Origin of the sequence: Candidatus Nitrosopumilus sp. (genome assembly GCF_965262695.1) — an archaeon.
Classification (GTDB): domain Archaea; phylum Thermoproteota; class Nitrososphaeria; order Nitrososphaerales; family Nitrosopumilaceae; genus Nitrosopumilus.
Genome location: NZ_OZ253550.1, coordinates 1,361,522 through 1,375,188, shown reverse-complemented (window position 1 = coordinate 1,375,188; position 13,667 = coordinate 1,361,522). Strand labels below are relative to the sequence as shown.

Annotated in this window: 12 protein-coding genes and 1 tRNA gene; 5 read left to right on the top strand and 8 right to left on the bottom strand. The window is 32.0% G+C overall.

Annotated elements, in window-relative coordinates; all coding sequences use genetic code 11:
* The first annotated feature begins 77 nt into the window (after positions 1-77).
* Positions 78-218, top strand: coding sequence for a hypothetical protein (locus tag ACQY2P_RS08340; protein ID WP_428327300.1), 141 nt, complete (start codon positions 78-80; stop codon positions 216-218).
* On the opposite strand, the gene ACQY2P_RS08335 is transcribed toward ACQY2P_RS08340, so the two are convergent.
* From ACQY2P_RS08335 to ACQY2P_RS08315, 5 genes are read right to left on the bottom strand one after another with little or no spacing between them, the layout of a single operon-like run.
* The gene (locus tag ACQY2P_RS08335; protein ID WP_428326172.1) at positions 215-748 is read right to left on the bottom strand and encodes a 5' nucleotidase, NT5C type; all 534 of its coding nucleotides are present in this window, start codon (positions 746-748) and stop codon (positions 215-217) included. The two genes, ACQY2P_RS08340 and ACQY2P_RS08335, sit on opposite strands and share 4 nt — an antisense overlap.
* A gap of 6 nt (positions 749-754) precedes the next feature.
* On the bottom strand, positions 755-1,840 hold the full coding sequence (gene dnaJ / locus ACQY2P_RS08330; RefSeq protein ID WP_428326171.1) for a molecular chaperone DnaJ: 1,086 nt from the start codon (positions 1,838-1,840) through the stop codon (positions 755-757).
* Between the two features lie 49 nt (positions 1,841-1,889).
* Positions 1,890-3,836 (bottom strand): molecular chaperone DnaK, encoded by a 1,947-nt coding sequence (dnaK, locus tag ACQY2P_RS08325; RefSeq protein ID WP_428326170.1) that lies wholly within the window; start codon positions 3,834-3,836, stop codon positions 1,890-1,892.
* Positions 3,837-3,838: 2 nt separating this feature from the next.
* A complete protein-coding gene (locus tag ACQY2P_RS08320) occupies positions 3,839-4,402 on the bottom strand; it encodes a nucleotide exchange factor GrpE (RefSeq protein WP_428326169.1) in 564 nt (187 codons plus the stop codon).
* A 35-nt stretch (positions 4,403-4,437) separates the two neighbouring features.
* On the bottom strand, positions 4,438-5,577 hold the full coding sequence (locus tag ACQY2P_RS08315) for a hypothetical protein (protein ID WP_428326168.1): 1,140 nt from the start codon (positions 5,575-5,577) through the stop codon (positions 4,438-4,440).
* A gap of 64 nt (positions 5,578-5,641) precedes the next feature.
* On the opposite strand from ACQY2P_RS08315, the gene ACQY2P_RS08310 reads away from it, so the two are divergent.
* The 3 genes from ACQY2P_RS08310 (at position 5,642) to ACQY2P_RS08300 (ending at position 7,607) form a co-directional block, all read left to right on the top strand.
* Positions 5,642-6,670 (top strand): DUF354 domain-containing protein, encoded by a 1,029-nt coding sequence (locus ACQY2P_RS08310; RefSeq protein ID WP_428326167.1) that lies wholly within the window; start codon positions 5,642-5,644, stop codon positions 6,668-6,670.
* Between the two features lie 61 nt (positions 6,671-6,731).
* Positions 6,732-6,804: transfer RNA gene (locus ACQY2P_RS08305), tRNA-Gln, on the top strand.
* 65 nt (positions 6,805-6,869) lie between these two features.
* On the top strand, positions 6,870-7,607 hold the full coding sequence (locus ACQY2P_RS08300) for a GDP-mannose dehydrogenase (RefSeq protein WP_428325036.1): 738 nt from the start codon (positions 6,870-6,872) through the stop codon (positions 7,605-7,607).
* Positions 7,608-7,616: 9 nt separating this feature from the next.
* Here ACQY2P_RS08300 and ACQY2P_RS08295 read toward each other — a convergent pair whose 3' ends face one another.
* Both ACQY2P_RS08295 and ACQY2P_RS08290 read right to left on the bottom strand, forming a co-directional pair.
* On the bottom strand, positions 7,617-8,378 hold the full coding sequence (locus ACQY2P_RS08295; protein WP_428325037.1) for an ABC transporter permease: 762 nt from the start codon (positions 8,376-8,378) through the stop codon (positions 7,617-7,619).
* Positions 8,362-9,300 (bottom strand): ABC transporter ATP-binding protein, encoded by a 939-nt coding sequence (locus tag ACQY2P_RS08290; protein ID WP_428326166.1) that lies wholly within the window; start codon positions 9,298-9,300, stop codon positions 8,362-8,364. The genes ACQY2P_RS08295 and ACQY2P_RS08290 overlap by 17 nt, the downstream gene beginning before the upstream one ends.
* Before the next feature lie 213 nt (positions 9,301-9,513).
* On the opposite strand from ACQY2P_RS08290, the gene ACQY2P_RS08285 reads away from it, so the two are divergent.
* A complete protein-coding gene (locus tag ACQY2P_RS08285; RefSeq protein ID WP_428325040.1) occupies positions 9,514-10,914 on the top strand; it encodes a single-stranded DNA-binding protein in 1,401 nt (466 codons plus the stop codon).
* Here the strand turns inward: ACQY2P_RS08285 and ACQY2P_RS08280 are convergent.
* The gene (locus ACQY2P_RS08280; protein WP_428326165.1) at positions 10,911-13,652 is read right to left on the bottom strand and encodes a DEAD/DEAH box helicase; all 2,742 of its coding nucleotides are present in this window, start codon (positions 13,650-13,652) and stop codon (positions 10,911-10,913) included. The genes ACQY2P_RS08285 and ACQY2P_RS08280 overlap by 4 nt on opposite strands.
* Positions 13,653-13,667: the final 15 nt, after the last annotated feature.

The following is a 13,667-nucleotide window of genomic DNA, read 5'->3' as shown; positions in this document are numbered from 1 at the left end:
ATCTAGAATAAGTTTCTTTATTATACTGAAAGTATAACATCTGTCAACTCAAAATGGAATTCAAAGAAGTTTATTGTATGAATTGTAAAAAAGTTCTAGGACGTTACAATGTAAAATTTTATGATGATGATAAAATTTCAGAATTATTAAAAACAACTCATTCTACACATGTAAGAAAAGGACATCAAGTAAATATTAAGAAATTTACAAAAAGTTAATTTAATTTTTGAATTGCTTCTGAGAGATTTGAAATTCGATGAATTTTATTTTCAGTAATATGTTGATTCCACGGTTGAGAATATAGAATGACTTTTTTCTTGTTTTCTAGAAATTTTGACGCATTTAATGGTGAATCATCAATAAAGACATCATAATCCAAATCAGCTTTCATAGGACCATGAATTACTGAAACATAATTATCAAATGAAATATTGTGATATTTTAGCCAGTTTTTTACAAAAGAGTCAGTTGAACGCTCTCTTGCAGTTACAATATCTACTTGACCAATATCAGACAGATTTTTTGTGATAGAGGCTAGATTTTCTTCAGTAGGAGGAATCGAAGTCCAATTTTTCCAACACGAGCTTAACTCAGCATAAAAGTCATAACGATCAATTTCAAATTTTTTCCAAAAATCCCAATCAATAATCTCATGTTTTTGAATTTCTTGCCTAATTGAATTACTATAATTTAGCCATGATTGGATAACATCAGCAAGTACACCATCAACATCTAATGCGATCTTCATAATCAGTTAATCACTAGTTTGTTTAAATTCATCAAGTAGGTTTTTTTGATGTTTGTTGAGTTTTTTAGGAATATTTACTACAATTCTAACATACTGATCTCCCTTGCCTCTAGAATTGATATGCGGTACACCCTTTCCTTTTAATTTGATAATTGTGTTTGGTTGACTTCCAGAATCAACTTTAATTTTTTCAGTTCCTTCCAAAGTTGGGACAACAACATCACATCCTAATGCTGCATCAACCATTGAAACATCTTGATCATAGAAGATATCTTTTCCGTCTCTATTGAATTTTGAATGAGGTTGTACTCTAACTCTAACAATTAGATCACCGTTAGAGCCACCAGGTACTTCATTTCCTTCATTTGGTACAGTATAATCACCTGAATCAATTCCAGGAGGAATGTCAAAAGTAACTTTTTTTGATCCTTTTTTCTTTCCTTGACCTCTACAATCACTACAAGGAGTTTCAATGATTGAACCTTGACCTCTACATGAAGAACAGGGTGCAGCAGTAACAAATGAAGCAAATCCCATGTTACGTGTTTGCCTTACTTGACCTTGCCCATTACATGAAGAACATGTTTTTTTATCAGTACCAGGTTTACAACCAGAACCACTGCACGTATCACAGTGAATTTGTTTTTGTAATTCTATTTCCATTTGTTTACCATGTAAAACATCTTCTAATGTAACTGATGTTTGATAAAGAATATCAGAACCTCGTTCTTGACCAAATCCAAATCCTCCACCTCCACGACCAAATATTGATTCAAAAATAGAATCAAATCCTCCACCTCCACGACCAAAGATATCGCTAAAGTCACCACGTGCACCCTGAAAGATATCTTCGCTAGAATATCTTCCATCTACACCTGCATGTCCATGTTGATCATACAGTTGTCTCTTTTCAGTGTCAGAAAGAACCGCATATGCTTCAGAAATTTCTTTAAAGTGTTCTCCGGCCTCAGCAGATTGATTTCGATCTGGATGAAACTTTAATGCTAATTTTCTATACTGTTTTTTAATTTCATCATTAGAAGATGATTTAGACACTCCTAAAACTTCATAATAATCTCGCTTTGCAGACATGAATCATTCCTTTATTCTAATTACTGTATAAATGGTTGAATTTTTAAAATTAGTTAGTTTTTGTTTCGTCATTTGAAGCGGATTCTGTTGTTTGTCCATCAGCACCTTGTTGTCCATCAGCACCTTGTTGTCCATCAGCACCTTGTTGTCCATCAGCACCTTGTTGTCCATCAGCACCTTGTTGTCCATCAGCACCTTGTTGTCCATCAGCACCTTGTTGTCCATCAGCACCTGGAGGAGGAGCTGCATTCTTGTAGAGTTCAGTAGTTACTTCGTTTACTAAAGATTGTAATGCTTCAAGTTTTGGTTTTAATTCTTCAGGTTCTTTATCTAAAACCTCTTTTACTTCTTTTACAACATCAGTAATTTTAATTCCTTGCTCTTGAGAGATTTTATCTTTTAGATCATGATTAACTAATTTTTCAGTAGTGTAGATGTAACTTTCTGCTTCATTTTTAAGATCAATTTTCTCTTTCTTCTTTTTATCTTCCTCAGAGAACTTTTCAGCATCTTCTTTTAATTTTTCAATTTCTTCTTCAGATAATTTGGTTTTTGTTTCAATAGTAATTTTTGCTTCCTTTTGAGTTCCAAGATCTTTTGCAGTTACATTAATGATTCCATTTGCATCAATATCAAATTTGACTTCAATTTGAGGAACCCCTCTTGGGGCAGGAGGTAAATCAGCAAGATTAAAGCTGCCTAAAGAAACATTATCTGTGGCCATAGGTCTTTCACCTTGAACAACATGTATAGTTACAGCTGTCTGATTATCAGCTGCAGTTGTGAACACTTTTCCTTTTGAGGTTGGAATAGTAGTGTTTCTTTCAATAAGAGGTTCTCGAACTCCTCCAAGTGTTTCAATTCCCAGAGTTAATGGAGTTACATCAAGTAGAACAATGTCACTAGTAACATCACCAGCAATAATTCCCGCTTGAATTGCAGCTCCCATAGCTACTGCTTCCATAGGATCAACACCGGATTCAACTTCCTTTCCTATAACATCACTAACAAATTTTTTGACTAGTGGAATTCTTGTTGGACCACCAATCATTACTATTTTGTTAATATCAGAATTGGAAAGTTTTGCATCTTCAAGTGCTTTTTGTATAGAAGGTTTACAACGATCTACAATAGGTCCAATTAATTCGTCGAGTTTAGATCTAGTTAGTCTTAATTCAAGATTCTTTGCACCTGAAGATGGATCATGTGCAATAAATGGTAGATTAACATCAGTTTCCATTACAGTAGATAATTCAATTTTTGCTTTTTCGGCAGCTTCTCTAATTCTTGTCATTGCAGTTGTGTCTTGAGAAAGATCAACTCCTTCTTTTTTCTTAAATTCGTCAACAACATAATCAATCAAAACTTTATCCATATCAGTTCCACCTAGTTGAGTATCCCCAGATGTACTCATTACTTCAAAAACACCACCTCCCATTTCCATGATAGTAACATCTAATGTACCACCACCAAAATCAAAGACAAGTATCTTCATGTCTTCTTTTGCTTTATCTAATCCAAATGCTAAGGAAGCTGCAGTTGGTTCATTAATTATTCTAACAACATCAAGACCTGCAATTGTTCCTGCATCTTTTGTTGCTTGACGTTGATTGTCATCAAAGTATGCTGGAACTGTGATAACTGCTTTTTCTACAGATTCACCAATAAATGCCTCAGCATCTTTTTTTATTTTTTGTAGAATGAATGAAGAGATTTGTTGAGGTTTGTATTCTTTATCTAGAATTTTAAAGGTATAATCAGAACCCATTTTTCGTTTTGCTGCAACAATAGTATTGTCAGGGTTTGTAACTGCTTGTCTACGAGCAGGTTCACCAACTAAAAGTTCACCTTCTTTAGAAAAAGCGACTACGGATGGGAATGCTTTTCCAGCTGCAGTTTGACCTTCAGCTGCAGGAATAATTGTTGGTTTTCCACCCATCATCACTGCAGCAGCAGAGTTACTTGTTCCTAAATCGATACCTATTACTTTAGCCATTTTTAATTATCATCCTTTTTTGAAATTTCTACTAATGTCGGTCTTATAATCCTCTTTTGAGAAATATATCCCTTCCTGATCTCTTTGGTAATTGTATTGTCATCTAAATTAGGATCAGAGATGACAGATATTGCTTCATGAAGATTTGGATCAAAAATTTCTCCTAACGCATCAATTGGAGCCACATCGTATTTTTTCAACAGAGAATCCATATTTTTTAAAATTGAATCAAGACCTTCGGCATTGATTTTATTTTCAGAGAAGACGTCTCTTGCACGAATAAAATCATCATAGATTTTTAGAAAATCCAATAGAAATTCATCTACTTTAGCATTAACACCATTTTCAATATCAGATTGTGTCTTTCTACTAAGATTTTGAAAATCTGCTAAAATATGTTTTAATTTTTCTTCACATTCTGAAGTTTTTTGTTTTTCTGCATCTAATAACTCTGATGAGTTTTCTTTCACATATTCAGAAGATTTTGATTCCTCAACAGATTCATCAGATTCATTCTCAGAAACAACATTTACAGGAATTTCATCAGATTCATTTTCACTAGACAATTCAAACAGAATACTAATTTAGCTAATTTATACCATTATTGGATTGTTTCGCATAAAGGATTAGCTTTCACAATAATCAAATCAGAATCTTGTTTAGTTTTTTCAATAGTTGTAAAATCAGATTTTGAACATGCTACAACAATTGTTGTTTTATCACTATGAAATAGATCAAAATTTGGATCTTCATATGCTTCAACATCACCAATGTAATCACGTAATCTCGAAGTCAAATTTTGAAGCATCTCAATTTTATCCCCACGCATTGAATGTTGATCAAGTGTCCAAGATAATGCAATTTTTGTTCTGCTAGCTTTAAGATCATTTTTCTTTAAAGTTGCACGTATTTCATCTATCAATCGTTTGATGTAACCATCAATACCTTTTACACTTCCATTAATGAGATACATGAGTGTGTTTGCACCTTCAAAAGATGAGCCTAAAGATTTTAGATCTAGTAAGCCACCTACCATATCATTAAGGAATATTTCTTGAAAATCATCTGATGATAAATCATTTTTAGTAATTTCATCTTGAGCATATTTACAAACTTCTAACACACTACACAGACTTGAAAATCTTGAGAGAACATTAATTGCATGAAAATGTTCAGAGGATGAAATTGCAACAAAGTTTTTCTCTTTTTTTCCAGTAGTTAACAAACCAGACAATACAGAATCTTTTTTGCCATTAAAAGAACCAACAATTTTTGGTTGTTGATCAGTGCCTTCTAAAGGATAATAAAAATATGAAATATCTTTTCCAACTTCAAGTCCTGTAACATGTTCAAGTAAAGAAATATTTTCATTATTTCCACCAAATCCTGTTGGGAGAGTAAAAACAACAGAACTTTTTTTCTTTAAAGATGCAGTAGCATCTTTGAATTTTGAATGGATTTCAGTTTTGATGTCCTGTCCAGTTTTTCTGATTCTAGGAGTAAAGAATAGATATTGAGCTTTGGATATTGCCACATCAATTGGTTCCATAGCTAGTAATGGTTCATCTTCTTTTAGAGATGAAACGTTTGGATATGTTTTAGCAATTTCTGCTTTTAGTGAAATTGCAGAAGGGGTAGATTCATCAATTATGTAAACGTCGGCTCCTTTAATGGCCATTTGTGATGCAATAGCATATCCTTCGGTACTAAGGCCATAAACAACAACTTTTGTTCCCCCCATTACACTAAAGCTTAGGATTAGACTAAGAAAAACTTATTGAACTAACTTTAGTTATGGAAATTACTTGAAAATATGGATAGATGTTCTAACTCCAAAACAATTACTGTTTTCTGAACCAATAATAGAAAAATTAGGCAAAAAAAACAGTATTTTATGCACTTCTAGAGAGTATGAGGAAGTTTCAAAATTAGCTAAAATTCGTAATTTTGACCTTATTTTAGTAGGTAAACATGGTGGAGGAAGAAAAAATTCCAAACTAAAAGCAGGAAATGATAGAATTGGAAAGCTTATCAGAAAAATTGAGGCATTTTCACCAGATCTGGTAATTAGTTTTTGTTCACCTGAAGCTGCAAGAGTTTCATTTGGTTTAGGAATTAAACATATTGCATTTTGTGATTCACCACATGCAGAAGCAGTGATGAAATTAACATTACCACTAATTCAAAAGCTGTTAATCCCCAATACAATTCCAAAAAAAGAATTTTCAAAATATGGAATAAATGAAAAAAATATCATCCCATACAAAGCAATTGATGCAGCAGTAACAATCAAAAGAAAAACAAATGAAGATGTGAAACTTCCATTCAAAAATAATGGCCGAAAAAACATTTTGATAAGAATAGAAGAAGAAGAAGCATCATATACAGAAAAATCAAATAAAATTATTCCAATTACCAAGGATGTAATATCTAAATTTAATGAAGAGAATATTGTTGTTTTAGGTAGGTATACAAAACAAATTCAAAAACTACAAAAGAAAATAGGTAAAAAAGCTAAAATTGTAAAGATGTCATTTGATGGAAAACATTTGTTAAACAACACAGATGTTTTTATTGGTTCAGGTGGTACAATGACTGCAGAATCAGCATTAATGGGAATTCCCACAATATCATATAATGCAGTTCCAAACATAATAGAGAACTTTTTGGTGAAAAAACGATTGGTCATAAGAGAAACAAATCCTAAAAAGGTTTCAAAACATATAACAAAGTTTTTTGAATCTACAAAGCAATTAAATCAACTAAAAGCAAAAAAAATTCTAAACCAAATGGAAGATCCAATTGAGAAATTAATTAGAGTTATCAAAGATTAGTTTAGTGTTAGGCATATCAGAATAAAAAGTTCATTAAGGGAGTTAGCGTGCTCGATTTAGCAGCCCGATAGTGTAGAGGTCAAGCATATGGGCCTTTGGAGCCCGTGACGGCAGTTCGAATCTGCCTCGGGCTACTTTTCTAAAAACAATAAACTGTAACACGAATATAGCATAGAGTGTTTTTCTGAAAATAGGTACAATGTCAGACATAGTATTAGGCATGGGAGAAGTGGGTGAAACTCTATTTGGGTTACTAGATGAAAGAAATTTTAATTGTGTTGGTATTGACATAGAATCTTCAAAATGTAAAAATTATTCAGAAAATAGTTCAATTAAAAATCCAGAATATCTTCATGTTTGTTTGCCAGGAGAATTATCAGGATTTGTGGATACTACTTTAAGTTGGATTCCAAAATTAAATGAACTAAAAGCAATAATCGTCCATTCTACGGTAAGACCAGGTACTACAAAAAAAATTCAAGAAAAATCAAGTGTTCCAGTTTTATTTTCACCAGTTCGTGGTGTTCATAGAAGATTCTTAGATGATATCAAAAGATATACAAAATTTATTGCTTCAGATGATAATGAGATCAATCCTGAAATCAAATTAGATTTAGAAAAAAGATTTCAAAAAGTTGATTGGATGTCAACAACAAAAACAGGCGAACTTGCAAAAATTTTAGTTGATACATCGTATTATGGATGGCTTATCAATTATGCACAAATAACAAAAATGATTTGTGAAAAAGAAGGTATAGATTTTGATGAAATGTGGAAATTTGCAGATGAAATACATGAAAATTTAGGGAATAGACCAAAAATGTATCCAGGAATTATTGGAGGTCATTGTGTGATACCAAATTTGAATTTAATTGAATATGAAAATCTAGATGTAATTAAAAAAATTAATGAGATGTACGAGAAGTTTAAAAAATAATTTTATTTTCTAGAAATCTAATTTAGTTAGAAGTTTTGATGCAATAACAAATAGTACCGAAGCAATTCCAACAAGTACTAACATTTCAACAATCACAAAATCCGTAATAGTTCCAAAAATTCCTGCTCTAATTACATCAACCAGATAAGTCAATGGATTTAGATAAAATGCGGTGCGTAATGGTTCAGGAACATTTTCTGCAGGATAAAATGCAGAACTAACAAATGCAAAAAATAGAAAAACGGTGTTGATTATTACATTAAATCCTTCGCTAGAACGTAATCTTGTTGAAATTATGGACGCTAATGAACCAAACAAAACAGAGCCAGTGATGGCACCAAAAACGATCACAGGGATGGTGACGATTGAAAACTCTACAGATTCAAAAAATACTGGATAACCTACCAAGGCAATCAGAGAAGCACTGACTAAACCAATTATGCCAATAGTGCAGATATTGCTAAGAATGTAATGGCTTCTTGTGAATGGACCAGACATTATTTGTTCAAACATCCCATGCCTCCTATCATTCCAGATTATGATTCCTGAGACAAGTGTACTGTTCATTATGTTAAATCCAATCATACCAGATGCAAGAAATGCAGGATAATCAAGTTCCTTTGCACCAAAAGGAACATGTTGAATTAATGGAGCATATGCAAAACCTGCTACAAAAATATAGATCAGAGGAAAAATTACCTGCCAAATTAAGAATCCAGGATTCAAAGAAATTGTAAGGTTTCTGTTTACAAGTCTAATTATCGGATGCATTTTCTCTCACCATTTTTAAGAATATTTCCTCAAGATTTGTAGGGACTGCAGATAAATCTTCTATCTCAATATCATTATCATTTAATATTTTCAAAACTTTTAACAGAACTAATTCAGATTGTTCAGAGTGAATTACAATATTTGTTCCAGATTCAAAATTTATTTTACAATCATCAATCCCATTTAGTAGATCAAAAATTTTAGAAATTTTTTCTAGTAAATGAATTTTAATAGTTTTTTCTTTTCCAAATTTACTTTTTAGTGCTTCAGGGGAGTCAACAGTGATAATTTTTCCCTTATCAAGAATTGCAATTTCATCACAAAGATATTCTGCTTCGGTTAGAATATGAGTAGTGTAAAAAATTGTTAAGCCTGTTCTGACTTTATTTTTTAAATAATCTAATAGTTTTCGTCTAGCACTTGGATCTAATCCCACTGTAGGTTCATCTAAAAATAACAAATCCATATCATGCATGAATTCTCGTGCAACCTGTACTCGTCTTCGTTGACCAATAGATAGATCTTCATTTCTTTTCTTTCTAATTTCAACCAAATCAAAATCTTTCAAAAGTTGTTCCATTCTTTTTTTGCGTTCAGTTTTTGAAACATTCCACATCATCCCATACTTGTCAAGTGATTTTTCAACTGACAGAGTAGGTTCATAGCTTGGTTGTTGTAAAACCACTCCAATTTTGTGACGGATTTCTAATGGATTTTTGATTGCATCAATTCCCAATATTGTAAGAGAACCATTTGAAGGGGGGATTAAGGTGGTAAGTAATTTGATGGTGGTTGATTTTCCTGCACCATTTGGGCCTAAAAATCCAAAAACCTGTCCAGGTTTGACAGATAAAACAACATCATCTACTGCTTTGATTGAACCATAAGATTTTGATAAATGGCGAACATCAATACATGACATGTTAAAACTGCGATCATCCTACTAATTTAGTTAATCAGTTGTTTCATCATAGATTTTGTTGTAGTTCAGCAAATCAAGAGACAATATATTCAAAACAAGAAAAATTTAGAAATAATAATTTTAAATTAACAATAAAGCGATCTGATAGTATAGAAACATAATATAACAATATAATGAAATTTTTATTAATAGAATAAAGATAGCAATTATGAGTTGACTGAATTTGATAACCTTATTGAAAAATTAATTGAACAAAAGCCAGAACTAACTAGAGAAATTATTGAGGACCAAATAAAACTAAAAAAAGAAAAAATCGGAGCCGGATATTTAACTGATCAAGGAGCTTTATTTTTAATTGCATCAGATTATGGTGTTACATTATCAGGGCCACTAAAAGTAGAAATGAGTTTAAAAGATCTCTATGCAGGGGCAAAAGAAATTTCATTAGAAACTAGAGTTTTGAATTTATCACCTGCAAAACAATTTTCAAGAAAAGATGGTTCTCCATTTTATCTTAGAACTATGACCGTATACGATGATGCAAATTCTACTGCAAGTGTGAAATTATGGGATGAAAAGGCAAATCTTCCAGGAATTGAAAATCTAAAACCAGGAGATTTGATTAAAATCATTAAGGCTTATGTCAAATCAGATCTTGATGGTTCACCAACAATCAATATTGGTTCAGGTTCAAATGTAGAAGCTACTGATTCAACAAGTGAAATTCCAACTATTGATACAATTACAAAAGATGTAAGTGAACTACAAGAAGGTCAAAAAGATCTGGTGGTTTTAGGAGAAATTGATGGAGTTATCAGTGGTATGGAGTTTACAAACTCAAGAGGCATGCCTGGAAAGGCATTAAGAATGAGGTTAAAAGGTAAAGATGGAAGTGGAATGAGAGTAGTTCTATGGGGAAAAGATGAATCATCAATTCCAAATATGATTTCACAATCAGCTAAAGTAAGATTACTTGGTGTTAGGGTAAAATCAGGAAACCAAGGATTGGAAATTCATGGAAATGATGCAACAATTATTGAGATTGAAGGAGGAAAAGAAGCAGAGCCAGTAATTGCAAGAGTTCTATCAATGTCACCAACAGAAAATGGAAGAAACATGATTTTAGCAGTAGATAACAAAAAAAATCTATACAACATTAGTGATTCATCAAATTCAACTAGCATTTGTGTAGAAGGAGATGTCATAGAGTGTATGCCATCTAAAGCATATGGAAATTCAATAACACTTGATGATAATTCTTTTGTAAGAAAATTAGATAATGATGAAAGTATTCCTTCATTATCTCAAATTAGAACAAAGATTAATGATGTTAAAGTTGATGGTAGTTATTGCATAGAAGCAATAATCTTGAAAGTTCCAGAAAGACGTGAAGTTCAAACAAAAACGGGAGAATCAATTGCACTTTCAGAAATGTTTGTAGAAGATGATACTGGACAAATTTGGGTAAAGGGATGGAGAAATCAAGCTAGACTAATTGACAAATGTGAATTAGGAGAAATTGTTTCTATAACTGGTCTTAATGCAAAAGCTGGATTAGAAGGAAGAATAGAGATGTTCCTAACAGCATTTTCTAAAATTACAAAAAAGAATTAAGAATCCCAGAAACCTCTAGTAACTACATACTGTCTTTCTGCCTCATAGATCTGTTTGAATAAGTGTTCTTCATCAACCATATTGCGAAGAATTCGTGCAGCAGTGTCTGCACCTACACCATAACCAGACATGACAACAATGGCAGTTTTACCAAAATTCTCAACTAGAGAAGACACTTTCCAGGCACGATCTACCTTGTGTTTTTCCTCACTAGTCAATTTTTTCCCCTCATGTTTTTTTCTAATAATTTTAGGAAGATCGTAATCAGAGTAAAAAGTTGCAGTAATTTGTCGTCCTTTACAGTAAGGACAAATCAAAATATTCTTTACTTCATTTGTTTCAACAACACGTTCCCATTTTCCACATCTAGCACAAATTAAACGATGTTTTGTTTTATCCAATCTAGCTTTTACAAGATCTAAAATTCCTTTATCAAGATTAGCGGGAGAAGAATAATATTTTGATGTATGATCTAAGATAGGTTCTGCTAATTTTGAGAATTGATCAACTTCTAACCATTTTACATGAATTTGATCTTCACGAATTTCTTTTAAGATTTTATCAGTATTTTTGAGATCATATTTATCATGAAATAATTCACGTAATGCTTCTTGAACAAGTGCAGTTTTAGAATATCTCTCATACAAAAATCGTGCAGATTTTCTTTCATAAACTGCACCACGTCCTACAATACCAAATTTTTTTGCAACACACCATGTTCTCCAATTTACATTATGAGTACCAGTAAGTGATGCAGTAACCATAGAAAACAAATCATAATCATCTTTTAAGACTTCAAGAAATAATTTTTCTGAGATTCTAGATCTAGAAGATAATACTATTCGATAACCATCAGAACGAGAATCTACAACAGAACCCAACATAGAGGATAACATAGAAGAAAGTAATGTAGAAAGTGTAGAGTTAATTTTTGTACCAAAACAAGAATGTAGTACAATTGATCCTTGAGATCTACTAGATTCAATTACTATATTATTCTCATCAGAAATTTCATTAAAATTTAATTTTTCAATTGTTTTATTTGTTAACTGAAGTAAGCCTGAACGTACTTTGCTTCTAAAATTACCCACCTTTCTGGCAGTTTTATAATCAATAGGAATATTCTCACCTTCCCAGTATGGAACGGTAATTCCTCCACCTCTAAATGGCTCAACGTTTACTGTAAATGATTTCTCATCAACATTTAGAATTCTCCATTGTGAGCCTTTTAGAACAAAAATATTTCCAGAGTCACCATAATCACCTACAAATCTCTGATCTAAACTGCCAATGATTTTTTTTCCTACACTATCAAATACTTTGAATTTGAGAATATCAGGAATGGTAGAAAGATTTTCAAAATAATATTTGAAAGAACGGCCTTTCTTCCAAAAAGTCATCTTTGTTCGATCAAAAAAGATCAAATAATTTGAATCAAGTAAATCTAGAACATCTATAAGTTCTTCTAGTTTTAAATTTCTAAATGGATAAGCTCTTGTAATCAAATCAAATGCGTTGTCAATTGAAATTTCCCCAATTTGCATTGTAAGACCAACAAGGTGATGAGCAAGAACATCAAGTGAGCCATCATGGATTTTTTGTTCCTCAATAGAACCCTCTTGAATTCTTTGAAGAATGGCTTGTGCTTCATATTCGTCATCAGAGTTATTTGTGATGATTAATCCTTTAGCAGAAGCATTGCGATTATGTCTACTTCTTCCTACTCTTTGAACTAATTTTGATACTTGTCTAGGTGAACCGTAATGAATTACTAATTCAACAGAACCAATATCCAATCCTAATTCAAGGGAAGATGTACAAACAACAATTCCTCGTTTTCCTTCACGCAAATTTTGTTCAGTCTCTTCTCTAACTTCTTTTGAAAGAGATCCATGATGTAATTCAATTGGAATAGTAGATTTTTCTTTGAGTATTGAGGCTAAAAATTCAGATTCACCCCTAGTGTTTGTAAATAAGAGAATAGGAGAATTCAAATCTAATTCAGACACATGTTCAACAATTTTTTCTGCTACATCAGAAATTGTTCCATCAACATATTGTATGTCTACATCATATTTTCTTACAGAAGTATCTCTAATTATCTCGCATTTTCTTTTTGTACCTACAACAAATTTTCCTGCTTCTTCAAAATTACCTACTGTAGCAGATAAGCCTATTTTTGTAAGTGGGAATTTGGAATTGAATTCTAATCGCTCAATACTTAGAGAGAGTTGAGTACCTCTTTCACTAGATAGTAATTCGTGTACTTCATCAACTACAATCCATTCTAAATCAGATAATGCATCAAGATATTTAGTTTGAGTTAAAAGAATTACCAAAGTTTCAGGAGTTGTAATCAGAACATCAGGAGGGTTTTCAGAGATTTTTTTTCGATCTTTTTGTGTTGTATCACCATGTCTAATTTCAATAGTTAATTCACTTTGATGAGCATATTTTGTAATTCTTCTAAAAACATCTCTGTTTAATGCACGTAAAGGAGTAATGTATAGAGTTTTTATTTTTCCTGTTTTCCTAGAATTTTTCAATAAAGAGAAAATTGGTATTACAGAACATTCTGTTTTTCCAGAACCAGTAGGAGCAATAACTAAACAATCTTTTTTTTGTAGAATTATCGGAGAAGCCTTTTTTTGAATTTCAGTTAGATTGGAAAACCCAAAATTCTCAAATAGTGATTCAGGAATCAGATTCATCTGGTGTTTTAGATCGTGATCTTTCATAAACAATTACACCAA